The organism is Curtobacterium sp. YC1 (genome assembly GCF_016267665.1).
In the GTDB taxonomy this organism is placed as follows: domain Bacteria; phylum Actinomycetota; class Actinomycetes; order Actinomycetales; family Microbacteriaceae; genus Curtobacterium.
This window is the reverse complement of the sequence record NZ_CP066341.1, coordinates 182108-207037: the sequence shown is the minus strand read 5'-3', so window position 1 is coordinate 207037 and position 24930 is coordinate 182108. Positions and strand designations below refer to the sequence as shown.

Sequence of the window (24930 nt, the reverse complement as noted above, 5' to 3'; positions counted from 1 at the left end):
GGAGGCCCGTGGCGACACCGCCACGGGCCTCCCGTCCGTCTTCCGCGCGCGTCAGCGCGGCGGCACTCACCCCTGCGGCGGCGAGTAGAGCTGCAGGTCGTTCCCCTCGCTGTCCTTGAAGGGGATGATCTTGCCCCACGGGTGCTCGCTGATCGCACCCTGGATGTCGGCGCCGCGGCTCTTCAGCTCGGCCACCTCGTCCTCGATGCTGCCGTCCGGCTGGAACGACACGACCGCGCCGCCGTCGCTCGACCCGCTGGCCGACTCGCGTCCGTTCAGACCGATCATCAGCCCACCGGCGTCGATCTCGCTCCAGTCGTCCGACTGGTCCTTCACCGTGAGACCGAGCGTGTCGCGGTAGAACGCCACCGCGCGCTCCATGTCGCTGACCGGGACCCAGACTGCTGCGACTCCACTTGCCATGGTGTTTCCTCTCGTCGTGGTGTGCCCTGGACGGTAGGCAGCGGCCGTGCACGGGAGCACAGGGTGGGTGTCCCCCGGTGTCCGGTCAGCCGAGGGCCGGACGCCACATGCTGATCGGCAGCGCCGCCCGGAACCCGGCGATCGGAGCACCGTCCGCGAAGCCGTGCCGCCGGTACAGCCGTCGGTTCTGCGGGGTCGAGGATTCCAGGTAGGCGCCTGCGGAGGACCGGTCCGCCCGCTCGAGCGCACGTGCGAGCAGCAGTCCGCCGACACCGCGCCCCCGCGCCCCCGCGGACACCCCGATCTCGGCGAGGTACCAGTGCGGGGTCTCGGGCCGAGCACGCCCCATCCGCCGCAGGTGCGTGAGGGCGCGCAGGGCCCCACCGATCCCGAGGACCCGCAGGAACGCGGGCACCTGCCGCACGAAGGCGCCCGCGCCGCCGGAGCGACGACCGGGGGCCTGCCAGAAGGCGGCGCCGACGACCCGGTCCGCGATGGTGGCGACGTCGACGCGCCGGCCGGGTGCCGGTACCGAGCGGATGAGTGAGGCGAAGAGCTCGGTCAGCACGACCCGGCGGTCCTCGCGGGCCCTGGGCGGCCGGATCTCGGAGAGCACCGGGTCGTCGGCGAAGGCCTCCGCCAGGACGGCTGCCGCCGCGCCGAGCTCTGCCGGTCGTGCTGCCCGGACGACGATCTCCATGGTGACTCCTCGGGTTCGATGATGATTTGGCCGCGTGGCCGACTTCATCATGACGGTGGTCGCTGCACGTGCCCCGTACGCTTCCTGTGATGACCGACGACCACCAGCCGCGCGGGTACCGCAGCCGACAGGACCGGCGTGCGGAACTGCTCGACGCCGCCGCGCTCGTCGTGCGCGACGACGGCCTCCGCAGTCTCACCACCCGCGCGGTCGCTGCCCGCGCGGGGGTTGCCCACGGCGTCGTGCACTACGTCTTCGGCGCACGGCACAACCTGGTGATCGCACTGCTCGAGCGGCAGGCACGCGCGGTCCTGCCGCCGGTGCTCGCCGCCGCCGACGAGCACGACGACCTCGCCGCCGCACTCGAGGCGGGGATCTCGACGTACCTCGGCCTGGTGCGGCGTGAGCCCGAGCGGTTCCGGTTGCTCGAAGCGCTCAGTGCGACGGGCCTCGCCGCCGACGGCGACGGCGACCTGCTCGACGCCGAGCGACAGCTCTGGCGCGACGGCGTGGTGGCCGGGATCGAGCGGTGGACCGCACGGCACGGGTCAGCACCGGCCGAACCCGTCCCCGTCGTCGCCGACGCCGTCATCGCGCTGGTCGACGGGTTGGCACGCGCCGCGTCGAGGGCTCCGGACGACGCAACGACCGCCCGATCCCGGGAACTGCTCGTGCGGGGCCTGGCGCGAGCGGTGGCCACAGCGAACTGATCTGCAAACCGACCGGGCATCGGCTCCGAATGTCATGAGCGCCGCACACTGCGACGTGTTGCGAGAGAGAGGTCTCACCATGACCAGCAGTGCAGCAAGCCCCCGTACCGGCTCGACCACGACGTGGACCCAGCGGGGCGCGTTCGTCTTCGGAGTCGTCTTCCTGATCGTCGGCATCGCCGGCTTCATCCCCGGCCTGACCATGGACATGGGTTCCATGTCGATGGCGGGTCACGGTTCGATGGCCCTGCTCCTCGGGCTGTTCCAGGTGTCCGTCCTGCACAACATCGTGCACCTGCTGTTCGGCATCGTCGGGCTCGTCGCCGCACGCCGTGCAGCCTCGGCCCGGCTCTACCTGCTCGTCGGCGGCGTCATCTACCTCGTGCTGTTCATCTACGGCCTGTTCACCGCGGGCATGGCCGACCCCGCGAACTTCGTGCCGCTGAACAGCGCTGACAACGTGCTGCACGCCTTCCTCGCCGTCGCGATGATCGTGCTCGGCCTGGTGCTGCCGCGGATCGGTGCGCGCACCGCGCGCTGACCCTCCAGCGCGACCGACAGACGGACGGGAGGCCCGTGGCGACACCGCCACGGGCCTCACGTCCGTCTGCTGCCCGCGTTCGCGCCCCCTGGCAGGCATCGCGCCCCACTGCGTCGGGGCGCGACGCCCGTACCGGGGCGCGGTGCGCGGCGGCGGCGCTCCACGCCCGCTCGAACCGCCGGCGTAGCGTCGGCTGCATGCCCGCACTCACCGACACGTTCACCCTGTCCAACGGTCTGCACATCCCGAAGATCGGTTTCGGCACCTGGCAGATCCCGTCCGGCTCCGAGGCGTACGACGCCACGAAGACCGCGCTCGAACTCGGCTACCGGCACATCGACACCGCCCTGGCGTACGGCAACGAGGCGAGCGTCGGCGAGGCCGTCCGTGACAGCGGCATCCCCCGCGACGAGCTCTTCATCACCACGAAGCTGCCGGCCGAGGTCAAGACCGCGTCCGGCGCCCGCGACGCCTTCGAGGAGTCGAGCCGCAACCTCGACCTCGGGCACGTCGACCTGTACCTGATCCACGCGCCGTGGCCCTGGAGCGACATGGGTTCCGACCACCGCGACGGCAACGTCGAGGTCTGGAAGGTCTTCGAGGAGCTCTTCGACGCCGGCCGCACCAAGAGCATCGGCGTCTCGAACTTCGCCGTCGCCGACCTCGAGGACCTGCTCGGCCGCACCGACGTCGTCCCGCACGCCAACCAGATCCGCTGGTTCATCGGCAACACCCAGGACGAGACGACCGCCTTCGACCGCGAGCACGACATCCTGACCGAGGGCTACTCCCCGCTGGCCACCGGCGGACTGCTCGAGAACGAGCAGATCGCCGAGATCGCAGCGAAGTACGACAAGTCCGTCGCGCAGGTCGCGATCCGTTACCTGCTCGAGAAGGACGTCCTGCCGCTGCCGAAGTCCACGACCCCGTCGCGCATCGCCGCGAACGCCGACGTCGACTTCGTCCTCGCCACCGAGGACGTCGCCGCACTCGACGCGCTCGAGGACACCGCGAACTGACGCGGTCGCTTGCTCAGCGCCGACACCGCGTGACCGCTGACGTCGTGGTCGTCCATGGGCATCGGTTCCTGGTCCTGCTGTGTCGCGGTCTCCGGAAGTCTCGCAGCCGCGCCACTCGGAGTCGGTGTCGAGGTCGTCCTCGTAGTGTCGAGGTGCGCCAGCCCAGCCGTGGGAACAGAACGCACCTGTTGCCGGTTGCACCACACGGTGTCGCAGCCAGTGACACGAGAGCCCAGGAGGCCACCATGAGCACCACCGAGACCGCCATCCTCGCCGGCGGCTGCTTCTGGGGAGCGCAGCAGCTCCTCCGTCGTCGCCCCGGCATCGTCAGCACGCGCGTCGGCTACTCCGGCGGCGACGTGCCGAACGCGACGTACCGCAACCACGGCGACCACGCCGAGTCGGTCGAGATCGTCTTCGACCCGTCCCAGATCTCGTACCGGGACCTGCTGGAGTTCTTCTTCCAGATCCACGACCCGTCGACGAAGGACCGTCAGGGCAACGACGTCGGCCGCAGCTACCGCTCGGCCATCTTCTTCACATCGGACGAGCAGAAGCAGGTCGCGCTCGACACCATCGCGGACGTCGACGCGTCGGGCATCTGGCCCGGCAAGGTCGTCACCGAGGTCACCGAGGCCGGCCCGTTCTGGGAGGCCGAGGACGAGCACCAGGACTACCTCGAGAAGAACCCCCACGGCTACACCTGCCACTTCGTGCGCCCGGGCTGGAAGCTCCCGCACCGCGACGAGGCGACCGCGGCCGTCTGATCGCGACCGCCTGACGGACGGGAGGCACGGTGCCAGCTGGCACCGTGCCTCCCGTCCGTCTTGGGGCGGCTCTGCGGGTGACCAGGCCAGGATGGGACCGGGCCGACGCTCGATCGGCAGGCACAGGAGGACACCGTGGACACAGCGCCCTACTCGCAACCGCTCCGGGAGTACATCGAGCAGCTCCGGACCGAGGGCTACAGCGTGGCGGACGGGCACACCGCCGACCCGGACCTGATCGACCCGTACGGCAACCCGGTGCTGACCTGGCGCGACGACTACCCCTACGCGGAACGGCTGCCGCGCGAGGAGTACGAGTTCGAGAAGTACCTGCTGCAGATCGAGCTGCTGAAGTGCCAGTACTGGCTCGAGGACACCGGGCAGAAGGCCGTCGTGCTGTTCGAGGGCCGCGACGCCGCGGGCAAGGGCGGCACCATCAAGCGGTTCACCGAGCACCTGAACCCGCGGACCTCGCGCGTGGTCGCGCTGAGCAAGCCCAGCGAGCGGGAGCGCGGTGAGTGGTACTTCCAGCGGTACGTGCAGCACCTGCCGTCGGCCGGCGAGATCGTGCTGTTCGACCGCTCCTGGTACAACCGTGCCGGCGTGGAACGGGTGATGGGCTTCTGCAGCGACGACGAGTACGAGTCGTTCATGACCCAGGTGCCGCAGTTCGAACGGATGCTCGTCGACTCCGGCGTGCACCTGACGAAGTTCTGGTTCTCGGTGACCCGGCGTGAGCAGCGCACCCGGTTCGCGATGCGGCAGCTCGACCCGGTGCGGCAGTGGAAGCTGTCCGACATCGACCTGCTGTCGCTCGACCGGTGGGACGACTACACGGCGGCGAAGACCGAGATGTTCGCGCGGACGAGCAAGCGGTACGCGCCGTGGACGATCGTGCGGTCGAACGACAAGAAGCGCGCGCGGCTCAACGCGATGCGGTACTTCCTGACGCAGTTCGACTACCCGGACAAGGCGGTCGACGTGATCGGCAAGCCCGACCCGCTGATCGTCCGGCGCGGCAAGCGGGACGTCGACGTCGAGTGACCGCGGGGCACGCGGTGCCGGGGCCGGTGCCGGTGCCGGTGCCGGTGAGGACACCGTCAGGAGTCCGCTCCGCGCCGTAGGGGTTCCGTGAGCGCGGGTTCCGGCCCGTGGCACCGCGCGCGAGTGTGGGGACCGTGACACTGACAGCGATCATGCCGACGCTCCGCGCGTCGCTCCCCGATCCGATGGACCCGCACCTCTGGCCCGCCCACACCGAGGCCACGACCGACGACCTGCTCGTCGCCGCGATCTCGATGGTGCGGCTCGCCGACCTCACCGGCACGCCGACGGTCCACACCGCCGAGCAGTCCCCGCCGCGGTACCGCCCCCGGGGCTGGACGCCGCGCGACGTGAGCGTCGCGGTGGCCTCGGTCACCCGCGTGCGCCGTCCGCGGCCGGGTGTCGTGCTGCTGGAACTCGACGCCGTCCTGCCCACCTGCGCCGTGCTCGACCAGGTGCGCCTGATCGGACGCAGGAGCACCGCTCCCCTCGCCACGATGTACGTCGTCACCCGCTGTGACGGTCAGGCCGACGGTCCGTTCCACCGCCTCCCGGCCCCGCTGCCCGCCGACGTGCGTGACGGCGACCTCGTCTGCTTCCCGTGCCTGACGAACGTCCGGCACCGGGACGTCGTCGAGGCGGTGCGCGCGGAGCTCGCACCGGTCCGTGCGGAGCTCGCGCCGGCGCGTGGTCAGCTCGCGCCGGTCCGGACCGAGCTCGCACCGGCCGAGCGATGACCACCGCGCTGTCCGTCCGCAGCCGTTTGCTCGACGGCGTGCACGTCTGGGGTCGGTACACGATCCGCCCCGTCGGTCGGACGATGTGGAGCTCTCGCACCCTCGTCGTGTACCCGCCGGGCACGAACACCCGCGAGCGTCTGCTCCTGCGCGCCTGGCACGTCTGGCCCGCCGTCGGTGCGCTCGTCGCACTCGCCGCCCTCGTGCTCGCCGCCGAGGTGCCGGCCATCGGTGCGACCACCGCGCTCCTCGCCTACGGCGGCGGCTTCGCGGTCCTGGCCCGGGTCACGCGGTCGGTGCGCCCGCGGGTGCGTTCGGTCTCCGTGACGACGTTCCTCGGCGACGGTCGACGCGAGGTGCACGGCGACGAACGGCTGCTCGCCGGCTCCCTCGACGCCCTCTCGATCCTGGAGCGGGCGTTGCGGGCGCACCGCATCCGACCCGTCGACTTCGAGCTCGTCTGGGCCGACGTGTGGAACGACCTGCCCGCCGCGGTACCGGACCGCGTCCATCGGCCATCCTGAAGCGGGTCTCACCGGGGCGGCGCTTCACTGAGGTGGGGAGGAGTACCTGATGAAGCACATCCGCTACGACAGCACGACGATCCTGGTCGGTGACGACGTGGCCGACGCCGTGATCGAGTACGCCGCGGCACTCGCCGGCGGGGACCGGGCAGACACCGTCGAGGTGCCCGCGGTCGCCGAGGACGGCACGATGACCACCACGAAGGTCCTCATCGGTCCGTCGAGCGAGATCGTCATCGAGGACGCCGACGAGGACGAGCTCGAGCTCGACGACGGCGACTTCGTCGCACGACTGCGAGCGGCGGCGAAGACGTTCGGGCACAGCGAGCCGATCCACGCGAACTCGCGGGACGACCTGGCGGACGTCGCGGACTCGGCGGCGGACGCCGACGGGGCGCACACGGCGGCGGATGCCGACGGTGCGGACGCCGCAGACGAGGACGACGCCGAGCGCTGACGCCGGGGTGCCCGCCTCGCCGACCGGGCGGGCGGGCCCCGGCTAGTCCGCGGTCGGGCCCGGGCGGCGCGTGCGCAGCTCCGGGAACTGGTCGTCGCGCCACTCCCCCTCGGGCCGCGTGCCACCGGCGTGCGCCTGCTCCTCGCGCTCGCGCAGCTCGACCCGGCGGATCTTGCCCGAGATGGTCTTCGGCAGTTCGGCGAACTCGACCCGGCGGACCCGCGCGTACGCCGGCAGGGCCGTCCGGGCGTGCTCGAGCACGGCGCGCGCGGTCTCGGCGGTGGGCTCCCACCCGCCGGCGAGCGCCACGTAGGCCTTCACGACGTTGAGCCGGGCGTCGTCCGGCGCCGGCACCACGGCGCTCTCGGCGACGGCGGGGTGCTGCAGCAGGGCGCTCTCGACCTCGAACGGTGACACCTTGTAGTCCGAGGACTTGAACACGTCGTCGGTCCGGCCGATGAACGTCAGCTGCCCGTCGGCGTCGCGCGCCGCGATGTCCCCGGTGTGGAAGAAGCCGTCGCGCATCGACGACTCGGTGCGCTCCGGGTCGCCGAGGTAGCCGGCCATCAGGTTCACCGGCCGCTCCGTCAGGTCGAGGCAGACCTCGCCCTCGTCGCTGGCTCGACCGGTCACCGGGTCGAGCAGCACCACGTCGACGCCGGGCAGGGGTGTGCCCATCGCACCGGGGGTCACCGGGTCGCCGGGCACGTTGCCGATGATCGCGGTGGTCTCGGTCTGCCCGTACCCGTCGCGGATCGTCAGGTCCCAGGCGGCGGCCACGCGGGCGATCACCTCGGGGTTCAGCGGCTCACCCGCGGACACCACCTCGCGCAGGGCACGGGGCCGGGCTCCGAGGTCGGCCTGCAGCATCATCCGCCACGCGGTCGGCGGCGCGCAGAACGTCGTGACCTCGGCCGCGTCGAGCTTCGCGAGCAATCCGGCCGGGTCGAACCGCGGGGTGTCGTGCACGAACACGGTCGCCTCGGCGATCCACGGCGCGAAGAAGCAGCTCCACGCGTGCTTTCCCCAGCCGGGCGAGCTGATCGCCAGGTGCACGTCGCCGGGACGCAGGCCCAGCCAGTGCATCGTGCTGAGGTGCCCGACCGGGTACGAGGTCTGCGTGTGCACGACCATCTTCGGCTTCGACGTCGTGCCGGACGTGAAGTACACCAGGCACGGGTCGGACGTGCGGGTCTCCACCACGGGGCGGGTGGGTTCCCCGGACGGTGCCGGCTCGCCGAGGTCCTCCGGGTACGCGGTCCAGCCGTCCGTCGGGCCGCCGACCACGATGCGCCCGAAGGACCCGTGCACGCCCGCGTACTTCGCCGTCTCGCCGACGTTCGTGACGACGTGCGCCACCGAACCCCGGTCGACGCGGTCCTGCAGGTCGGCGGTGTCGAGCATCGTCGACGTCGGCAGGATCACCGCGCCGAGCTTGATGACGGCCAGCATGGTCTCCCACAGCTCGAGCTGGTTGCCGAGCATGACGAGCACGTGGTCGCCCTTCGCGACGCCGTGCTCGTACAAGAACACGGCCAGCCGGTCGGACCGTGCGGCCATCTCGGCGTAGCTGAACCGCTGCTCGTCGTCGGCACCCGCGATCCAGAGCGCGGTGCGGTCGTTGTCCTGCGCGATGACGTCGAACCAGTCGTTCGCCCAGTTGAACGTGTCACCCAGGTCCGGCCAGGCGAAGCCGCTGCGGGCGGTTGCTGCGGAGTCGGCGGCGAGGAGCTGGTCGCGCGCAGCACGGTAGGCGGTGGTCACGGAGGATGAGGGCACACGACGATCATGCCGGATGCAGGTGCGACCGGGTCCGGGTTGGCCGGTCGTGCAGAATGAGACCCGTCATGCCCGCTCCCGAACCGATCGTCGGCCGCACGCCGCGGGCACACGCAACGACCGCCACCGTCGCGATCGCACTGTTCGGCACCCTGCTCACCGCGGTCGGCTCCTGGCAGCCCTCGTACTGGAACGACGAGGCGGCGAGTCTCCGGCTCGCCCGCCTGGACCCCGTCGAGATCCTGCGCTTCGTGCAGGAGAAGGACGCCGTGCACGCCGTCTACGCGCTGCTGCTGCACTGGTGGACCGCCGTGTTCGGCGAGACGGAGTTCGCCGTCCGGCTGCCGTCCGCGATCGCGGTCGGGGCGACGGCGGCCGCGGTGTTCGTGCTGCTGCGACGGCTCGACGCACCCCGGGCAGCGCTGCCGGCAGCGATCGCGGTGCTCCTGCTGCCCCGCGCCGGTGCGGCCGGCCTGGATGCCCGCTCCTTCGCACTCGCGACCGCCTGCCTCACCTGGTCGGCCGTCGCCCTCGTCACCGCCGCACGCCAGCCGTCCCGCGGGCGGCGGTGGGTGCTGCTGGCCCTCGGCCTCGCCGCCTCGGTCGCGCTCTTCCTGTACGCGGCACTCGTGCTCCCGGCGTTCGTCGCATGGGCGCTCTGCCAGCGGACGGACCGGCGCCGGATCGCCGTCCGCACCGCCCTCGCGAGCGCCGCGGCCCTGGCCGTCACCTCGCCCCTGGTGGTCCTGGCCGCCACGCAGCGCGGGCAGGTGGCGTGGCTGCGTGACCAGCCGGTGAACCCGTGGACGGTCGGCGTCGAGAGCGTCTTCCTCGACGCCTGGTGGCTCGCGGCCGGCGTCCTCGCCCTGCTCGTGACGACCCTGGTGGTGGCCGTCCGCCGCGGTCGCCGACCGGGTCCGGCCTGGCTGCTGTTCCTGCTCTGGGTCACCGTGCCGACTCTGGCGCTCGTGGCGGCCACCGTCACCCTCGGCCCGCTGTTCACGCCGCGGTACCTGACCATCGTCGTGCCCGCGGTGGCCGGCCTGGTCGGGTCGTCCATCGCAGCGCTGCGCGGCTCGTGGAGGCCCGTGGTCGCGACCGCGCTCATCGCACTGTCCGTCCCGTCCTTCCTGACGGCACGTGGCGAGACCGCCAAACCCGGCGGGCAGCCGCTCCGGGCCGTCGCCACGTACGTGCAGGAGCACGCCCGGACCGGGGACGCCGTCGTGTTCGGCACGACGGGCACGGTGTCCCTGCGGCCTCGGATCGCCCTGGCCGCCTACCCCGCGGCGTTCGCCGGGCTCGACGACGTCGCGTTCCGGTCGTCGTGGACGGGCACCGGCACGTACAGCGACCGGCTGCTCCCCCGTGCCGCGACCGCCCGGGCGGAGCTGCGGCACGACCGCGTCTGGGTCCTGGTCGGCAACGACGGGACCCGCCCGGGGGCGACGGGTGCGCAGCTGCTCGGGGCCGGGTACGAGCGCGTCGTGGAGCGGGACTTCGGGGGCATCACCGTCGAGGCCTGGGAACGCTGAGCCCGGGTACACCGGCAGGCTGCTGGGCGGTGCGGAGCGCGCGTGCGCGGGCGCGCGGACGCGCGGGTGCGCGGCGGGTTAGCCGGCGTGCTGTTCCGCGCGGGTCGACGGTGTGCTCGCGACCAGGTCGCGGGCCGCGGCGACCAGGGCGGCGGTGGACGGTGCGTCCGTCCCGTCCGGCAGGGTCAGGACGTCCTCCAACCCCACCCGCACGCCGTGTCCCCGGGCAGCGGCCCGCCGGAGCACGGCCCACGTGGCGTCCCCGATGCCGTGGTGCAGCTGTTCGAGCGTGATGCCCGCGCCCGTGACCACGGCCTCGATCTCACGGTCGAGCACGACGGCCGCGTCCTCGTCGTCCACGAGCGGCTCGATCACCACGCGGGCGAACCGCTCCCAGCCGGTCGACCTGGCGAACCGGTGCGCGTCGTCGAGGGACAGCAGGCACGCCTCGACACGCACGCCGCGGTCGAGGAGCGCCACGCTGAGCTCGTCGATGCCCGTCTCGCCCTGGTTGGCGGCGACCAGGTCGGGCAGGTCCGCCCACCCGGCCACCAGTGCGGAGCGGCGGTCCGGATCGGGCTCGATCTCGGCGAAGGTCGTCATGTTGAGCGGGACGCCGGGACAGGCTCGGCGGACGGCACGCAGGACGGCGGAGACGTGCCGGGCCTCGAGCGTCTCCACCCCGTCGTCGTCGTAGGCGTGCAGGTGGAACGTGGTCGCTCCGGCGGCGACGCAGGCGGCGGCCTCAGCGGCGATGGCGTCCGGGGTGCGGGGAACCGACGGGTGGGTGGGAGGACCGGCCGGAGCGGCCTGCAGGTGGGGCACCGACCCTGCCTACACCTCGCCGTCGGCACCCTCCGCCCGCCGGACGTCGCGTCGTCCGGGACGGAGCGGCGAGCGCCTCGGCGAGCTCCGAGGCGCCAGCCGCCTCGGTCCGGCGGTCACCGCTGACCGGGCGTCCGAGCGCGGCCCCGGGTACGGGCACGACGATTCGTGACGTGCGCCGCGACCGCGGCGCCGACGGCGAGGGCGATGGTGACGACCGCGTGCACCGGGTCCAGGTCCTTGGTCAGGCTCGGTGGCGGGTCCTCGTGCGAGGCCCACAGCGCGATCGCCGTCGCCTGGGACGCGGCGAGCGCCACCGCCCACGGCAGGACGGGCCGCCACCGGCGACCGCCGGCGACAGTGGCGACGAGCAGCACGACCATCGGGGCCGTCCCGACGAGCGCCCAGCCGGTCGCGACCAGGCCCGCGGAGGCCCACGCCGAGACGACGACGATCCGTGCGGCCGTCCTCGGAGCGGTCGCGGGCCGCGGTCGGCCCGTCGGGGTCGGTCGCGTCGCGCGGGTCGTGCTCGCTCGCGTCGCGCGGGTCACGATGCTCGCCCCTCGAGGACGGCCGGCGACGACGAGTGTCGCCGGTGGGCGAGGAACACGGCCAGCACGTACGCGCCGCCACCGCCCACCGTCATCACGACCAGGGTCGCGAGCGGCGGCAGCATGAGCGCGACGCCCCCGAGGACCGTCAGCAGCGTCCCGAGCGCGTAGTGCAGGCGGTCCCGGCGGAGCGAACCCTCGGCGACGGTGATGAGGCCGACGACGAGCGCCGAGCCGGTCGGCCAGAGCACGAGCTGCAGGTCCGGAACACCCGTCGACACCGACAGCCCGGTGATGACGAAGAACAACCCGGTGAATCCGGTGACCCACGCCGCACCGAGCAGCCGGGCCGACGTCCGGGCCGGCTCGGCCATCGAGCGCTGCGCGCGGACGGCGGTCACCGTGCTGACGACCGTCCCGGCGGCGAAGCCGGCGGCCAGCAGCGTCCAGGACAACCACGGTGGCAGGAAGGTCGCCCCACCGAGGGACACGGCGTTGAGCCCGTGCCCGAAGACGTACGCGAAGGCGAACAGTGCGTAGGCGAGACGGTTGTCGACGACGTCGGACCCGACGTCGGAGCGTGCGGTGAGCGTGGCGGACACGGCGGGACTCGTTTCCTGGTGGTGGGCGGTGACGGCGCTCATGCTGCGACGATCGTGACCTTGCCGGCGACCGTCCGGCTCTCGGCGAGCCGGAAGGCCTCGACGGTCTGGGCGAGCGGGAACCGGGCGGCGACCTGCGGTTCGAGGGCACGGGCCTCCAGGAGTTCCAGGACGCGCGCGAAGGCGACGCGTTGGCGTGCGTAGAACGCGGCGGGCCGCCGCAGGCCGGCCCAGTAGTCGAAGAAGCTCGCGCGACGACCGTTCGGCAGGGCGTTCCACAGGGTCAGGCGGGCGAACAGGGCGAAGAAGATCCCGCCGATGCCGCGGTCGTCGTCCTTCGCGGCGGCCGTGCCGTACGAGACCAGCGCGCCGCCCCGGCGCACCAGGCCCCAGGACCGGGTGATCCCCGGGCCGCCGACGTGGTCGAACACCGCGTCGAACCCGTCGGGTGCCGCCGCGCGGATCTGATCGTGCACCGCGGGGTCGTCGCGGTCGAACGGCTCCGCACCGAGCGCCCGCACCGTGTCGTGGTGCCGCCGCGACACGGTGCCGACCACGCGGATGCCGGCGTGCCGGGCCAGCTGGACCAGGGTGGACCCGACGCCGCCGTTCGCGCCGAGCACCAGGATCGTGCCCCCGGCAGGGACGCGGGCGACCTCGTGGAGCATGCGCCACGCGGTGACGCCGTTGACGATGACCGACTCGACGTCCGCGGCGTCCAGGTGGTCGGGCACGGTCATGAGGCCGCGCGCGTCGACGTCCACGACCTCGGACCAGGCACCGACCTTCGTGACGGCGGCGACGCGGCGGCCGACCAGGTCGGGCGCGACGTCCGGCCCGACGGCGACGACCGTCCCGACCACGTCGTACCCGGGGACGAACGGGAACGCCGGCTGACCGTAGTAGCGGCCCAGGCGCATCTGCTGCTCGGCGAAGCTGACCCCGGTCGCCTGCATGCGGACCAGGGCGCGACCGGTAGCCGGTGGGACGACCTCGGTGGTCTCGAAGCGGAGTGCGTCGGGCGCGGCGATCCCCGGCAGCACGATCCGCGTGGTCGTCGTCGGGATGACGGGGGCGCGTGGTTCGGAAGCGGACACGGGGACTCCTCGATTGAGTAAACAGGTGTGAACACACACGAGCATACGCATGAGGAAACAGATGTAAAGTGATCGTCGTGAAGTCGTCGCAACCCGCCCCCGTCCGCGTCCGCAACGCCCGTGGCGACGGCGCCCGGTTGCGGCAGGAGATCGTGGACGCAGCCACGGGCCTCCTGCAGTCCGGCGACGCCGAGACGGTGACGCTGCGCGCCATCGCGCGCGCGGCCGGGATCACCGCGCCGTCCATTTACCGGCACTTCGAGAGCGTCGACGCCGTCCTGCGGACGGTCGTCGAGGACACCTTCGCCGAACTCGAGGACGTGCTGCGGCAGGCGCAGGCCGGCAGCACCGGGGAGCAGCAGGTGTGGGCGGTCTCCCGCGCCTACCTCGCGTTCGCCGACGAGCACCCGGGGCGGTACCGCCTGCTGTTCGGAGGCGCGTGGAACGCCGCCGACCTGCCTGGGGACGCGCACCGGGAGCGTGCAGAGCGGTCGCAGCTGGGGCAGGGGGCGTTGCAGGTGCTCGTGGAGGCGATGGGGGCGGCCGCCGCGGAGCGAGCGGCTGGTGCTGCATCCGGAGCTGGGGCTGGGTCCGGCTCCGGTGCCGCGTCGGACGGCGTCGTGGAGCGCGCGGTCGCGCTCTGGGTGGGGTTGCACGGGCTCGCGAGCCTGCGCCGCACCACGCCGCTGTTCCCCTGGCCGGAGGCGATCGAGGAGCGGGTGATCCGGTCGTCGGCCGGGCTCGGGGGCTGACGGAGGGGTGCAGGTCCTCGTCGACCGTTGCTCCCGCGGCGCATCCGGCACAGCCTGAGCCACATCGGCTGCTCTTGTCCTACAGGGGAGGCGAGGACCGCGGTCGAGCGCGCGCTGCCGTCACGACGAGCCGACGATCGACTGCCCAACGCACGTCGAAGGACACCCCAGTCCCCGCAGGATCGGTGTCGATGCGACCATCCGGGTGCACGCGCCTGATCACGACGGGTACCTGTGACCCGAGCTGCGCACGGAGCTTGAAGACGGCTTCCTTGGCGCTGAAGAGGACGCGCCCCCAGTGCACATCGTCTCGGAGCCCGCTCGTCGCTGCGACCTCCTCCGCGGTGAACATCGCCTCTGCGACGCCGTGCGGGAGTGGCGCGTGCGGCTCGGCATCCACTCCGAGGGCGAGCAGCTGTCCGCTCCTCGCGACGGCCGCTGCGCGGTACCCGCTGCAGTGGGTGATGCTCCCGACGATCCCCGCGGGCCACATGGGGGCACGGTCGGCGCCGACGGGGATGCTGCCGGCCGGGATGCCGAGCGCACGCAGCGCTTCCCTCGCGCACGACCGTGCGGTCCGGAACTCCGCCAAGCGAGCCGGTGATGCGTTCGCGAGCGTTCGCTCCTCCTGTTCGAAGAGTTCGAGGTCGGTCCGATCGCCGTGCGCCTCGGCGACGACCGTGGCACTTCCCTCGAACACGGCCACGAGAGGACTCCGATCACCCACCCGCGACGCCCCCTCCGGCCGTTACACGGAGTAGCCCGGCTTGCGCACGAGGGCGTCATGACGGGGTGCGATCTCGACGTCGAACACGTCGGTCTTCCAGTTCTCCTCCGGCACGGCGATCTCGTCCACCGACACCGCGGCCGGCGACGTTCCGAGGACCTCAGCGGCGAGCGCCTCGATCGCAGTCGTCAGTCGCTGCCGTTGGTCCTCGGTGAGCTCCGGGGCGAAGTGCCAGACCTTGAAGTGCGGCATCAGCGCTCCTGCAACTGTCGGTCGGCGAGCAGGTGCGCGACGGTCGCCGCTGTCGACTCGCCGAGGATCGTGTAGTGGTCGACGGGGAGTCGGCTGAGTTGTCCGGTCCCCTCGAGGACGGTCTCGTGCGAGCGCAGGAACGACGGGCTGTCCCCGGTGGCGGCGAATACGCGCATGTCGGCGAGGAGACCGCTGACGTCCGGCGCCGGGTCGTCCCGGAACCCGAACGTGGTCGATGCGACGCGGAGGATCCTCGCGGCCAGGTCCGAGTCGAGCTCGGGGCGCCAGGTGGCCAACGCCGCCAGGAACGCTCGCTCGTCGGTGACGGCGTCGAGCTGCGTTGATGCACCAACGTCGGGAAGGCGTCCGAGGAAGACCGAGTAGGCCATCCGCAGGAAGTACGGGTCGTCGAACTGCCTCCCGACAGCGACCGGGAGTGCCGGGATGAACGGTGATCCCGGAGCGATGAGGACGAGTTGGCGGACAGCGCGGCCGGCCCGCAGGAGCGAAGCAGCCACGGCGGTTGCCACCCGTGCCCCGAAGGAGTAACCCGCGAGCGTCACGTCCTGATCGGCGAAGGCGCCCTGCACGAGCGTGACGTCGTCGTCGATCATCTCCCGCAGCGTCGCACGAGGGACCTCGTCGGCGTTCAGGCCGTGGGTCTGCACGGCGTACACCGTGAACCGGGATGACAGCTGGTTCGCCAGCGTGCGCAGGTTCATCGGGTAGCCACCGAGACCAGGCCAGATGATCAGGGGCTCTGCCGGTCCCTCCGCGAGCTTGATCAGCCGGGAGCTGACCGTAGAAGCGCCGCTCAGGCCCGCGGCGAGCGCGCGGACGGTGGGGCGGTCGAAGACCGTCTGGACGGGGAGTTCCCCTCCGAGCTCCCGATTGATCCGGTTGATCAGCCGGACGGCGTCGAGCGAGTTGCCTCCGACATCGAAGAAGTCTGCTTCGACGGATCCGTGCTGCGCACCGAGCACCTCGTTCCAGAGGTCGAGGATGCGCTCCTCGGCGGTGTTCGCCGGCGGAACCGACACCCCTCCGGGCGCGGCGGCTCGTTCCAGCGCTGAGATCAGCGCAGCACGGTCGTGCTTCCCGCTGCTGGACACGGGGATCTCGTCGATCACCGTGACCCGCGCCGGCACCATGTAGTAGGGCAGCGTCCTGCGGAGGTCGTCCCGCAGGATCTCTTCCGGCCCTCGCGTGTGCACGGAGTCCTCGCGCATCCCGACGGAACGGATCTGCTCGTCGGACACCGGGCCCGCGACGGCGAAGTAGACGAGGTCGTTGCCTCCGACGATCTCTCGGTAGCGCACGGCTGACGGCAGGTCCCGTCCGGTCAGCGACGAGTACCCGGCAGACATCAGGCCGATGTTGACGGAGTTCATCTGCAGGCGTTGGAGCGACCGTCCGAGCTCGACGAAGCCGCGCCAGCCCGCTCCTTCCGGAACGGACATCGTGACCCCGAAGCTCGAACGGTCGTACGTCTCCTGGTTGATCGCGATGACGTGCCGGCGTTCGATGACGTCTCCGCTGACGGCTTCGAGTCTGCCCGAGCGGACGTCGTAGGTACCCGCCCGTCCGTCGACGACGGTGCGGTGGAGCTGCACCGTGGTCCGCACCGCGACGCCGTCCGGCGCAGGGGCGTCGTCGCGCAGGTCGATGGTCGCCGTGCACACGTGGTCCGGACCCGTGAGGCGGGGGTCCTGCACGACGCTCCGGTGATGAGTGAAGTACCCGAGCCGAGCGCTGGCGTGGTCGAGCACACCGACCATGTGCCCGGCTTCGAAGTGGAGCACCTCGTCGACGTTCGTGGCGTAGACCGCCTCGATGGCTCCGCGATCGCCGACGAGGTGCACCCGGACGGTCCCGCGAGGGACTCCCCCGGTCGTCCCCGTGACCGCCCGGAGTGCATGGGGATCTGGGCGGTACTCGTGCAGTCCGTCAGCGATGCCGTCGATGCCTGCGACCTCGACGAAGAGCCTGGTCGCGTTGAGCGCGCCGGGCGAGGCGTAGGCGTACTTGGGCAGGAGGCGCTCAATGCTGCGGAACGGCCCGAACCAGCGGAGCAGTTCACCGAGGGCCTCGATGGTCAGCGGCACTCTCGGCCCGGTGGGCGACGGCGGCTGCGATGCTTCTATGAACGCGACGACGTCGTCGACGTGCAGCTCGGCCCCGTCGTAGAAGCGGTAGGTCTTCCGGGCGAACGCCGTCGTCTGCTGCTCGAGGGTCCCGTCGGAACCCGGGAGGGCGACGTCGTCCGGCATGGTCCGCTCGCCGTCTCGCTCGAGGGCGGCGAGCTGTGCGCGGACCTGCTCATGCCCGCTCTTCGATCGGTGGTGCTGTCCGGCACGGTCCGCGTCCATGACCGCCGCCTCTTCTGGGTCGAGCTCGACGAATGCGGCCAGGCGCTCCAGTCCGTCGCGCGGGTCGGTCCACGGGACGACCGCCGCGGAGCGGACCCAGTGGTGCTGTTCGATGACGAGGCGCACCTCCTCGGTTTCCACGCGGTGCCCGTTGATCTTCACCTGGTCATCCACCCGGCCGTGGAAGTGCAGGTCTCCGTCCGGGTGCCGGGAGACGACGTCCCCCGTGACGTAGACGCGGGTCGGTACGCCGTCCACGTCGATCTCGATGAACCGCTCCGCAGTCCGCTCGGGGTCGTTCTCGTACCCGGATGCGACCTGCGGTCCTCCGATGGCGAGCTCGCCGACATCGCCGGGTGCCACGGGGCGTCGATCGTGGTCCAGGACGTGGACGGTGCAGCCCGGTACCGGGCGACCGATGCTGACGACCGATCGCGCGTCGCGGACGTCGTCCGGGCCCACCCGGTGGAACGTCGCGTTGATCGTCGTCTCCGTCGGGCCGTAGAGATTGACGAGGGTCGCATTCGGGACCACTTGCAGGATCTCCTGAGCGTCGGTGGCCGTCAGCGCCTCCCCTCCGGAGAAGACGTGCGTGAGCGACTCGTTCCTCGAGAGGGTGTGTTCTCTCGTGAGCGCGCGCCACAGGGTGGGCACGCACTGCAGGTGCGAGACCTGCTGCTCGTCGACGAGTTGCGCGATCGCTGCTGGGTCTCGGTGCACGCCCGCGGGTCCGATGACGATGGTCGCGCCGACCGCGTTGGCGAGGAGTTCCCACTGCGCCGCGTCGAAACTCGTCGGCGTCTTCAGGAGGATGCGGGCACTGCCGAGTTCCATCTCGCCGGCGAGCCAGCGCAGCTGGTGGGTGATCGCGACGTGCGGGACCACGACGCCCTTGGGTCTGCCGGTGGAGCCAGACGTGAAGATGACGTAGGCGGGGCCGTCCGCATCCGGGTCCTGGCCGACGGACGAAGCCACAGCGGCGGCGCCGGCGTGGTGCACGCGCACCGTGTCCGGCGTGAGCTGGCGCACGCGTGCCGCTGTCCGCTCGTCGGCGATGACGTGGGCGAGTCTGGACTGGCCGATCATGTAGCGGATCCGCTCGTCCGGGTAGTCGACGGCCAGGGGGACGTATGCAGCGCCGGCGAGCAGCACACCCCAGACGGCGGTGACGAGGGCGGCTCCCGGTTCCAGGAACAGCCCGACCGAGTCGCCAGGGCGGACACCCTGACTCCTCAGGTGGGCGGCTTGCGAGACCGCATCCGTCCACAGGGCCGAGAAGGTGAGGGTCGCATCTCCCTCGACGACCGCCGGGTGATCCGGCGCGGCTGCCGCTGCCGTTCGGAGGAGCGTCGGCATCGTCGTTGCGACCCGGGATGCAGCGATGAACGTTGTCGGTGTTTCCATCAGATTCCCCTTGCTGACGGTGGAACTCACGAGATGACGTGGCGGAGAGCTGGACGAGATCGGTACGCCGGCGTGAGCTGCCCGCCGAGCGAACCGCCCAACGCCACCGCGAAACCGATGATCTGCAGGACCGAGAGCGACTGCCCGAGGAACACCCACCCGAGCACCGCGGCCGTGACGGGACTGAGCACGCCGAGGAGCGCGATGCCCGACGGAGCCAGCGTGCGCGCACCCTGGAACCAGAGGCTGTAGGCGACAGCACCACCGATGAGGGTCAACCAGGCGTACCCCGCGAAACCCGCAGCGGTCGGCTCCCACGGCCCCTGGTCGAACACCGGGATGAGCGGGATGATGGCGACGCCTCCGACGATGAGCTGCCACGCGGTGGAGTTCAACGGATGCGTGCCAGGCGGCGTCCCCCATCGTCGGGTCAGGAGGATCCCCGCAGCCATCGACACGGTTCCGAGGAGGGAGGCTCCGAAGCCCAGGGCGTCGAACGACGCCCCTCCTGTCATCGAGACGAGCGACACCCCGATGATCGCGACGACCCCCCACAGGAGGTGCGCGATCGACGGTCGACCCCATCGGAGCAGGAGGGTCAGAGCGATGATGATCAGGGGCTGCAGCGCGCCGACGACGGAGGCGAGACCACCCGGCAGGCGGTAGGCGGCGATGAACAGGAGCGGGAAGAAGAACCCGATGTTCAGCATGCCGAGCACTGCCGTGCGCAGACGCCATCCCCGAGGAGGGATCCCTGGCCGCATCGCCAGCAGGAGCAACCCCGCGGGCAGTGCGCGGAGCACACTCGCGGTCATCGGGTGGGCAGGAGGGAGCAGTTGCGTGGTCACCACGTAGGTCGAACCCCACACGATCGGCGCCACCGCTGCAGCCGCGGTGATCCCGGCTATCCCGATCGCTGGTGCCCCTGACGCCGAGGCGGTCATCCGTGTGTTCCGTAGTACCTGTCGCCGAAGTCCCCGATGCCCGGCCGCATGAAGGCCTGCTCGGTGAGCCCCTCGTCGACGAAGCTGGTGACGACGCGGATCTCCGGGTACTCGGCGAAGAGCTTGCCGAGGGCTTCCGGGCAGGTGAGGAAGTTGACGAGGACGATGTCGGCCGGTCGGACGCCGGCGGCGGCGAGGACGCTGACGGCCATCTTCACGGTGCCTGCCGTGGCCATCATCGGGTCGAGGAGGAGCACCTCCTTCCCCGCGATGCCGTCCGGCAACTTGCTCCAGTGGAACACCGGCACCTTCCGCTGCGGGTCCCGCTGGATGAGGATCTTCCCCAACCGTGCGTCGGGGACGATGGACCGGAGTTCCGCTTCGAGCGCGTCCCCGGCACGGGGTACCGACACGGCGAACGTCTCACGCTGCACACGGACGCGACCGGGGAACGTGGCGCCGATCGGAGTGGTCGGCGTGCTGTCGGTGTGCTGCAGCTGCCCGAGCGCTTCCTCGAGCAGGAGCCGCATGATGCGCTGCGTCGAGAGGACGAACTCGAGGTGCGTTGCGCGGACGTCCCGAGCGGTTGCGTGCAGCGCGACGAGGCCGTCGGTACGCGGGAGTTCGTGCACGCGATGCCCACCGGCCTGGGGCCGAACGAGCGTCTCAGCGGGCGAGTTCTTCACGGGTGACCTCATCATTCGCAGCGGGATCGACAGTGACGACCGACACGACCGACCGGAAGTCGTCCGCGACGACCGTGGGGTGCAGCGCAGCCATGGCCGTCGCGCTGGTGGCGCCGTAGGTGACGCCGACAGAGCGCATGGGGATCGCGGCCGCCATCCGGATGTCGTCCGCGGTGTCCCCCACCATGACGGACCCCGCGGACGTGGCACCGAGCACGCTCAGAGCACGACGACCGGCGTCAGCAGCTGGTTTGGGATGCGCGACGTCATCGGCGCCGATGACGACGTCGAAGAACGGGAGGAGGCCCGCCGAGTCCAGGACCAGCTCCGCGGCACGATGGTTCTTGCTGGTGACGACAGCCAGTTTCATGCCTTCCGCTCGCAGCGACGAGACGCCGAGAGCGACCCCGGGGAACAGCAGGTCCTGCGCGTTCGGGACGATGTCGCGCCGGTAACGGTCCTGGTACGCGGCGACGACCGCGGCGGTGACCGGGTCGTGTTCGTCTCGACCCACGAGCAGACCACAGAGCACCGGCAACGGTCTGCCGATGAGCGCGATGATGCTCGGGAGGTGGAGTTCCTCACCGGTGGTGTCCGCGACCGCTGCCCGGAGCGCCGCCGCGATGGCCGGGGGTGTGTCGAGGAGCGTGCCGTCGAGGTCGAGGAGGACCGCTTCGACGCCGTTCACGGACGTGCCTGCTCGGCCGCAGCCGCGTACGCGACCGCGGTCTGCGCGCCGATCGTGGTGGTGCTGATCAGAACGGCCGCGTTCGCCCGACTCGCCCGACCCTGCGTCGCGGCGTCGACGGCGTCGAGGAGGTAGCGGGTGACACGCTGACCGCTGATGCGCTCGGCCGCGACACGGTCGAGCGCTGCGTCGATGGCTGCGTCGACCTCGTCGGAGGGGAGCGCATCACTGTCCGGGATCGGATGGGTCACGAGGACTGCGCCGCTGTCCCGGAACGCCCAGTGGTTCTCGGCGATCCGGACGATCTCCGCCAGGTCGTCCACACGATGCGGCACCGGCAACCCGCTCGAGCTGCAGTAGAACGCCGGGAAGTCGTCCGACCGGAAGCCGATCACCGGGATCCCAGCGGTCTCGAGGTACTCCAGTGTTGCTGGCAGGTCGAGGATCTTCTTCGCGCCGGCCGACACGACGATGACCCTCGAGCGCCCCAGTTGCGGAAGGTCGGCCGAGACGTCGAAGGTCACACCAGCGCCACGATGTACTCCTCCGAGCCCGGCGGAGGAGACGACGGTGACACCTGCGAGGTCAGCGATGGCCATGGTCGCGGCGATGGTCGTGACACCGGTGCCTCCGCGCGCGAGGCACGCCCCGACATCCCGCGTCGAGAGTTTCGGCAACGTCGGCGACGTGGCGATCCGCTCGAGCTCCCCATCCGTGAGACCGACGCGGACCACACCGTCGATCACCGCCGTGGTGGCCGGAACAGCGCCCGCGGCCCGAGTCGTTTCCTCCACCCGCAGCGCCGTCCCGAGGTTCTCCGGGTACGGCAACCCCTGCGCGACGACGTTCGATTCGAGCGCGAGCACGGCCCCGCCGTCCGAGAGCGCATCAGCGACCTCTTCCCCGACCTGCAACCGGATCGCGCCCTTCGGGATCCCTTGCATCCAGGCCCCCATGAACCCCTCCCCCGGGTTTCTCAACGTGAAACTGTTGAACGTTGTGGAGTCTAGGTCCCCGTACAGTTGCCGTCAACCAGTCCTACGTGGAGGAGTCGAGATGCCCGACGCCGTCGACCGTGTGCTCGCACAGTGGGCGAAGGAACGCCCAGACCTGGATGTGAGCCCCATGGCGGTCATCGGGCGCATCAGCCGCGCTGAAGCGATCCTGGACAGGCGCATCGCTGCCGTCCTCGCTGACCACGACCTCCTCCCCGGCGAGTTCGACCTGCTGGCGGCGCTGCGCCGAGCGGGTTCGCCCCACCGCTTGACGGTCGGCGAAGTACTCGCGAGCACGATGGTCACCTCGGGCGCCATCACGAACCGCCTCAACCGCCTGGTCGCGAAGGGGCTCGTCAGCCGCGAGACCGATCCCGCTGATCGACGCAGCGTCATCGTCACGCTCACGCCGCAGGGGTTGGCAACCGTCAACGATGCACTCGTCAGTCACGTCGAGAACGAACGACACCTCATCGCACCGCTCAGCGAGGACGAGCAGGCACAGATGGTGATCCTCCTCCGGAAGTTCCTCGGGGGGCTCGGTGACGGAGGTGCAGGGATCGCCTCGGATGGCGAGCCGGCCTGAGGCTGGACACAGCCGCCCCAGGGGCGTCGGTGGGTCGGCTGCTCGCGCCACCACTCTCGTTCGGTCGGCCGACGTGCCCCGGTCCGCCGTGGCGGCCAGGAGCAACAGCACCCATCGCGCCGCGTACCCGCACGAATCCCTCTTCGGTGCCCACGGCGCTCGAAGGCGTCACGATCCACTTCATCGCTGACGAGGCGACGTAGCAGTGGGCCGGCGAGCCAGCCCTCTCGCTACTCCACGCCTTGAGCGGCCGCTGCGGAACGGAGCCATGCCGAAAAAGTCGGACCGACGACCTCGGCCTCCGCGCCCGGGACGAGTGCCCCGTCACGGAAGGCCTTACCCATGCCCCCGGGAACAGTCATCGGAAAAGGCTTGACGGTCTTGTTCGGCAGCGCCCTGGTCATGTCCCAGAGCGTCGCTGTCTCTGGACCCGTGATCTCGTACTCCCCCTGGGCTCGGAGATCGAGAGCGCACTCGGCGACGACACCGGCCACTGCATCGAGGGAAACTGGCGCGATGGTCATGCTCGGCACCATCGCGATCGGTCCGAGCTTCATGCGTTCGAGGTTCTGACCGGCGAACTCGTGCCACTGTGTGGAACGGACGATCGTCAGGTACTCGCTGGTCTCGCGGGCAAGCTTCTCCTGAGCGGCCTTGCCCGCGAAGTATCCGTAGCCCTGCATGATCGGCAGCTGACAGTTGACGATCGAGAGCAACACGTGCCGGGCCCGCAGCACGCGCGATGCCTCGGTTACGGCCTTCGTCGAACTGGTGAAGAAGCGCTTCGCAACCCTGCCGCTCATCGTGAAGTGCCCGGCAGCTTCGACGATCGCGTCGGCACCGGTGGCCTCGAGCCGTTCTGCCGCGTCGTCCTGCAGGAGATCGAACCCGCTCCCGCGGGACAGCAGCAGCGCTTCTCCCCCACGCTTCTCGACAGCTCGCCGGATCGCGTCCCCAGAGATTCCCCCGCCGACGATCGCTACACGCATCTGTGCCCCCAATTCCTGGCTCTACGTCTGTAGAGTCGTTAGGATCGTAGCCCGTGGAAGCAAGACGGGCAACGACGATGACCTCGGAACGTCGCCGCCGGATAGGTGACGCAGGGGTGACGGTCATCGCCCGCGACGGCGTGCGCAAACTCACCCATCGCCGCGTCGACGAACAATCCGGACTGCCAGCTGGTTCGACGTCCTACTACGCCAGGACGAGGAGACAACTCCTCGCCCTCATCGTCGACCGGTTGGCGGACTACACCGCAGAGGAACTGGCGAGGCTGCGCATACCCACGGCCCTCGACGCGGAGGGCGCTGCAGAGATCGCACAGTCGTTCCTCGCCGTGCTCGCGCGCCGTGACGACGCGCAGGCTGCACGCTTCGGGTTGCTCTTCGAGCTCCGTCACGACGAGGAGCTCCGACGGGAGCTGACGGTGGACGCTCCCGTCCGCGGACCTCTGCTGCTGGCGGCGGAATCACTGCTCGAAGCATTGGGGGTCAGCGACGCGCGAGCCGCGGCGCCCGACCTGGTCGCCGTCGTCGATGCCCTCCTCATGTACGACGCGTCTCGAGCCGCTCCGGTCGACGCCGCCGCCGTCCTCCGCACGTACCTGGGAGGGCTGCTGGTTCGCGAAGCCGGGTGACGCACTCGCTGCCTTGGCATACTGCGGGTCAGGCAGGGGCCGCCAGGTCGGCGCCCACTGTGCCGAGAGAGCCAACAGGATCGTGCGACCCGATCAGATCGTCGTCATGGAACGCCGCTCGCACGCCGACGACACGACTGAGCGCGAGGTCTCCCCCGTCAGCGCCTGCGGTCAGGATCGCCTTGTGACGATGGACCGCGCGCGGTCGGCGACCAAGCTGGAGACGGGCACGATCGAGATGCGCTCGGACACCAGGAGCGGGACCGCCCTGCGGATGTTGTGGAGCAAGCCGTTCGCACACCTGGCTTCTGTTCTCGATCTCGAGCAGCGCGAAGCAGCGATGGGATCCGGTACGGCGGACCACGGGCAACCGATGAGAAGGCTTGCGCTTCGTCGCGGACGCTCGTGGGTCGGATGGAGGCACATGAGGCACCGGCTCAGACGAGATCTGGCCGACCACGCTGCCGAGGAGGAGGCCGCCGCGTCGCGGAGTGGTGCGCTGAGGAATCCACTACGTCGACACCAGAGTCGCTCGTGAAATGAAGAAAACCCCCTAGGAGCGGGGTTTTTCTGTGGCGGT

General features: G+C 71.0%; 27 protein-coding genes. 12 read left to right on the top strand and 15 right to left on the bottom strand.

Going from position 1 to position 24930, the window contains the following annotated elements; translation table 11 throughout:
* Positions 1-66: 66 nt before the first annotated feature.
* Positions 67-423, bottom strand: a complete 357-nt coding sequence (locus tag I8920_RS01090) for a VOC family protein (protein ID WP_198657373.1) — start codon at positions 421-423, stop codon at positions 67-69.
* 85 nt (positions 424-508) lie between these two features.
* Positions 509-1123 carry a GNAT family N-acetyltransferase gene (locus I8920_RS01085; protein WP_198657372.1) on the bottom strand — a complete coding sequence of 205 codons (615 nt, stop codon included), beginning with the start codon at positions 1121-1123 and terminating at the stop codon, positions 509-511.
* Between the two features lie 89 nt (positions 1124-1212).
* Between I8920_RS01085 and I8920_RS01080 the strand changes: the two genes are divergently transcribed.
* From I8920_RS01080 to I8920_RS01045, 8 genes are all read left to right on the top strand, one after another.
* Complete coding sequence (locus tag I8920_RS01080; RefSeq protein ID WP_198657371.1) at positions 1213-1833, top strand: TetR family transcriptional regulator; 621 nt, start codon at positions 1213-1215, stop codon at positions 1831-1833.
* A gap of 79 nt (positions 1834-1912) precedes the next feature.
* Entirely contained in the window at positions 1913-2374 is a 462-nt protein-coding gene (locus I8920_RS01075; protein WP_198657370.1) for a DUF4383 domain-containing protein, read from the top strand.
* 197 nt (positions 2375-2571) lie between these two features.
* Positions 2572-3393, top strand: coding sequence for an aldo/keto reductase (locus tag I8920_RS01070; protein ID WP_198657369.1), 822 nt, complete (start codon positions 2572-2574; stop codon positions 3391-3393).
* 245 nt (positions 3394-3638) lie between these two features.
* Complete coding sequence (gene msrA / locus I8920_RS01065) at positions 3639-4160, top strand: peptide-methionine (S)-S-oxide reductase MsrA (protein ID WP_198657368.1); 522 nt, start codon at positions 3639-3641, stop codon at positions 4158-4160.
* A 135-nt stretch (positions 4161-4295) separates the two neighbouring features.
* Entirely contained in the window at positions 4296-5204 is a 909-nt protein-coding gene (ppk2, locus tag I8920_RS01060) for a polyphosphate kinase 2 (protein ID WP_198657367.1), read from the top strand.
* Positions 5205-5338: 134 nt separating this feature from the next.
* Positions 5339-5941 carry a hypothetical protein gene (locus tag I8920_RS01055; RefSeq protein WP_198657366.1) on the top strand — a complete coding sequence of 201 codons (603 nt, stop codon included), beginning with the start codon at positions 5339-5341 and terminating at the stop codon, positions 5939-5941.
* Positions 5938-6465, top strand: coding sequence for a DUF6611 family protein (locus I8920_RS01050; protein ID WP_198657365.1), 528 nt, complete (start codon positions 5938-5940; stop codon positions 6463-6465). The genes I8920_RS01055 and I8920_RS01050 overlap by 4 nt, the downstream gene beginning before the upstream one ends.
* Positions 6466-6514: 49 nt before the next feature.
* The gene (locus I8920_RS01045; protein WP_232832775.1) at positions 6515-6922 is read left to right on the top strand and encodes a hypothetical protein; all 408 of its coding nucleotides are present in this window, start codon (positions 6515-6517) and stop codon (positions 6920-6922) included.
* A gap of 42 nt (positions 6923-6964) precedes the next feature.
* Here I8920_RS01045 and I8920_RS01040 read toward each other — a convergent pair whose 3' ends face one another.
* Positions 6965-8686, bottom strand: coding sequence for an AMP-binding protein (locus I8920_RS01040; protein WP_269802233.1), 1722 nt, complete (start codon positions 8684-8686; stop codon positions 6965-6967).
* 83 nt (positions 8687-8769) lie between these two features.
* Between I8920_RS01040 and I8920_RS01035 the strand changes: the two genes are divergently transcribed.
* A complete protein-coding gene (locus tag I8920_RS01035) occupies positions 8770-10236 on the top strand; it encodes a glycosyltransferase family 39 protein (protein WP_198657363.1) in 1467 nt (488 codons plus the stop codon).
* A gap of 78 nt (positions 10237-10314) precedes the next feature.
* Here I8920_RS01035 and I8920_RS01030 read toward each other — a convergent pair whose 3' ends face one another.
* From I8920_RS01030 to I8920_RS01015, 4 genes are all read right to left on the bottom strand, one after another.
* On the bottom strand, positions 10315-11061 hold the full coding sequence (locus I8920_RS01030) for a 3-keto-5-aminohexanoate cleavage protein (RefSeq protein ID WP_198657362.1): 747 nt from the start codon (positions 11059-11061) through the stop codon (positions 10315-10317).
* A 116-nt stretch (positions 11062-11177) separates the two neighbouring features.
* Positions 11178-11612, bottom strand: a complete 435-nt coding sequence (locus I8920_RS01025; RefSeq protein ID WP_198657361.1) for a hypothetical protein — start codon at positions 11610-11612, stop codon at positions 11178-11180.
* On the bottom strand, positions 11609-12256 hold the full coding sequence (locus tag I8920_RS01020) for an ABC transporter permease (RefSeq protein WP_198657360.1): 648 nt from the start codon (positions 12254-12256) through the stop codon (positions 11609-11611). The genes I8920_RS01025 and I8920_RS01020 overlap by 4 nt, the downstream gene beginning before the upstream one ends.
* Positions 12253-13311 (bottom strand): zinc-binding dehydrogenase, encoded by a 1059-nt coding sequence (locus tag I8920_RS01015; protein ID WP_232832774.1) that lies wholly within the window; start codon positions 13309-13311, stop codon positions 12253-12255. Before I8920_RS01015 ends, I8920_RS01020 begins: the two co-directional genes overlap by 4 nt.
* Positions 13312-13388: 77 nt before the next feature.
* Between I8920_RS01015 and I8920_RS01010 the strand changes: the two genes are divergently transcribed.
* Positions 13389-14063 (top strand): TetR/AcrR family transcriptional regulator, encoded by a 675-nt coding sequence (locus I8920_RS01010; RefSeq protein WP_198657359.1) that lies wholly within the window; start codon positions 13389-13391, stop codon positions 14061-14063.
* A 79-nt stretch (positions 14064-14142) separates the two neighbouring features.
* Here the strand turns inward: I8920_RS01010 and I8920_RS01005 are convergent, their stop codons facing one another.
* The 7 genes from I8920_RS01005 to I8920_RS00975 are packed head-to-tail and all read right to left on the bottom strand — an operon-like array spanning position 14143 to position 22077.
* Complete coding sequence (locus I8920_RS01005) at positions 14143-14763, bottom strand: 4'-phosphopantetheinyl transferase family protein (RefSeq protein ID WP_198657358.1); 621 nt, start codon at positions 14761-14763, stop codon at positions 14143-14145.
* Between the two features lie 48 nt (positions 14764-14811).
* Entirely contained in the window at positions 14812-15042 is a 231-nt protein-coding gene (locus I8920_RS01000; RefSeq protein WP_198657357.1) for a hypothetical protein, read from the bottom strand.
* A complete protein-coding gene (locus tag I8920_RS00995) occupies positions 15042-18815 on the bottom strand; it encodes a non-ribosomal peptide synthetase family protein (RefSeq protein ID WP_198657356.1) in 3774 nt (1257 codons plus the stop codon). The genes I8920_RS01000 and I8920_RS00995 overlap by 1 nt, the downstream gene beginning before the upstream one ends.
* A gap of 26 nt (positions 18816-18841) precedes the next feature.
* Positions 18842-19759: an EamA family transporter gene (locus I8920_RS00990; protein ID WP_198657355.1), complete on the bottom strand. Its 918-nt coding sequence runs from the start codon at positions 19757-19759 to the stop codon at positions 18842-18844.
* Positions 19756-20391: a uracil phosphoribosyltransferase gene (gene upp, locus I8920_RS00985; protein ID WP_198657354.1), complete on the bottom strand. Its 636-nt coding sequence runs from the start codon at positions 20389-20391 to the stop codon at positions 19756-19758. Before upp ends, I8920_RS00990 begins: the two co-directional genes overlap by 4 nt.
* 34 nt (positions 20392-20425) lie before the next feature.
* Positions 20426-21133, bottom strand: a complete 708-nt coding sequence (locus I8920_RS00980; protein ID WP_198657353.1) for an HAD family hydrolase — start codon at positions 21131-21133, stop codon at positions 20426-20428.
* Positions 21130-22077, bottom strand: coding sequence for a pseudouridine-5'-phosphate glycosidase (locus tag I8920_RS00975; protein ID WP_198657352.1), 948 nt, complete (start codon positions 22075-22077; stop codon positions 21130-21132). The genes I8920_RS00980 and I8920_RS00975 overlap by 4 nt, the downstream gene beginning before the upstream one ends.
* A 112-nt stretch (positions 22078-22189) precedes the next feature.
* Here I8920_RS00975 and I8920_RS00970 point away from each other — a divergent pair, with 112 nt between their 5' ends.
* Entirely contained in the window at positions 22190-22714 is a 525-nt protein-coding gene (locus I8920_RS00970) for a MarR family winged helix-turn-helix transcriptional regulator (RefSeq protein ID WP_198657351.1), read from the top strand.
* Positions 22715-22944: 230 nt separating this feature from the next.
* Here I8920_RS00970 and I8920_RS00965 read toward each other — a convergent pair whose 3' ends face one another.
* On the bottom strand, positions 22945-23703 hold the full coding sequence (locus I8920_RS00965; protein WP_198657350.1) for an SDR family oxidoreductase: 759 nt from the start codon (positions 23701-23703) through the stop codon (positions 22945-22947).
* A gap of 116 nt (positions 23704-23819) precedes the next feature.
* On the opposite strand from I8920_RS00965, the gene I8920_RS00960 reads away from it, so the two are divergent.
* A complete protein-coding gene (locus tag I8920_RS00960) occupies positions 23820-24350 on the top strand; it encodes a TetR/AcrR family transcriptional regulator (RefSeq protein WP_198657349.1) in 531 nt (176 codons plus the stop codon).
* Positions 24351-24930: the final 580 nt, after the last annotated feature.

Excerpts from the sequence above, each read along its gene's own strand:
- I8920_RS01090 (WP_198657373.1), bottom strand. The coding sequence starts at position 423 with ATGGCAAGTGGAGTCGCAGCAGTCTGGGTCCCGGTCAGCGACATGGAG.
- I8920_RS01085 (WP_198657372.1), bottom strand. The coding sequence starts at position 1,123 with ATGGAGATCGTCGTCCGGGCAGCACGACCGGCAGAGCTCGGCGCGGCG.
- I8920_RS01080 (WP_198657371.1), top strand. The coding sequence starts at position 1,213 with ATGACCGACGACCACCAGCCGCGCGGGTACCGCAGCCGACAGGACCGG.
- I8920_RS01075 (WP_198657370.1), top strand. The coding sequence starts at position 1,913 with ATGACCAGCAGTGCAGCAAGCCCCCGTACCGGCTCGACCACGACGTGG.
- I8920_RS01070 (WP_198657369.1), top strand. The coding sequence starts at position 2,572 with ATGCCCGCACTCACCGACACGTTCACCCTGTCCAACGGTCTGCACATC.
- msrA (WP_198657368.1), top strand. The coding sequence starts at position 3,639 with ATGAGCACCACCGAGACCGCCATCCTCGCCGGCGGCTGCTTCTGGGGA.
- I8920_RS01050 (WP_198657365.1), top strand. The coding sequence starts at position 5,938 with ATGACCACCGCGCTGTCCGTCCGCAGCCGTTTGCTCGACGGCGTGCAC.
- I8920_RS01045 (WP_232832775.1), top strand. The coding sequence starts at position 6,515 with ATGAAGCACATCCGCTACGACAGCACGACGATCCTGGTCGGTGACGAC.
- I8920_RS01035 (WP_198657363.1), top strand. The coding sequence starts at position 8,770 with ATGCCCGCTCCCGAACCGATCGTCGGCCGCACGCCGCGGGCACACGCA.
- I8920_RS01020 (WP_198657360.1), bottom strand. The coding sequence starts at position 12,256 with ATGAGCGCCGTCACCGCCCACCACCAGGAAACGAGTCCCGCCGTGTCC.
- I8920_RS01000 (WP_198657357.1), bottom strand. The coding sequence starts at position 15,042 with ATGCCGCACTTCAAGGTCTGGCACTTCGCCCCGGAGCTCACCGAGGAC.
- I8920_RS00995 (WP_198657356.1), bottom strand. The coding sequence starts at position 18,815 with ATGGAAACACCGACAACGTTCATCGCTGCATCCCGGGTCGCAACGACG.
- I8920_RS00990 (WP_198657355.1), bottom strand. The coding sequence starts at position 19,759 with ATGACCGCCTCGGCGTCAGGGGCACCAGCGATCGGGATAGCCGGGATC.
- I8920_RS00975 (WP_198657352.1), bottom strand. The coding sequence starts at position 22,077 with ATGCAAGGGATCCCGAAGGGCGCGATCCGGTTGCAGGTCGGGGAAGAG.
- I8920_RS00970 (WP_198657351.1), top strand. The coding sequence starts at position 22,190 with ATGCCCGACGCCGTCGACCGTGTGCTCGCACAGTGGGCGAAGGAACGC.
- I8920_RS00965 (WP_198657350.1), bottom strand. The coding sequence starts at position 23,703 with ATGCGTGTAGCGATCGTCGGCGGGGGAATCTCTGGGGACGCGATCCGG.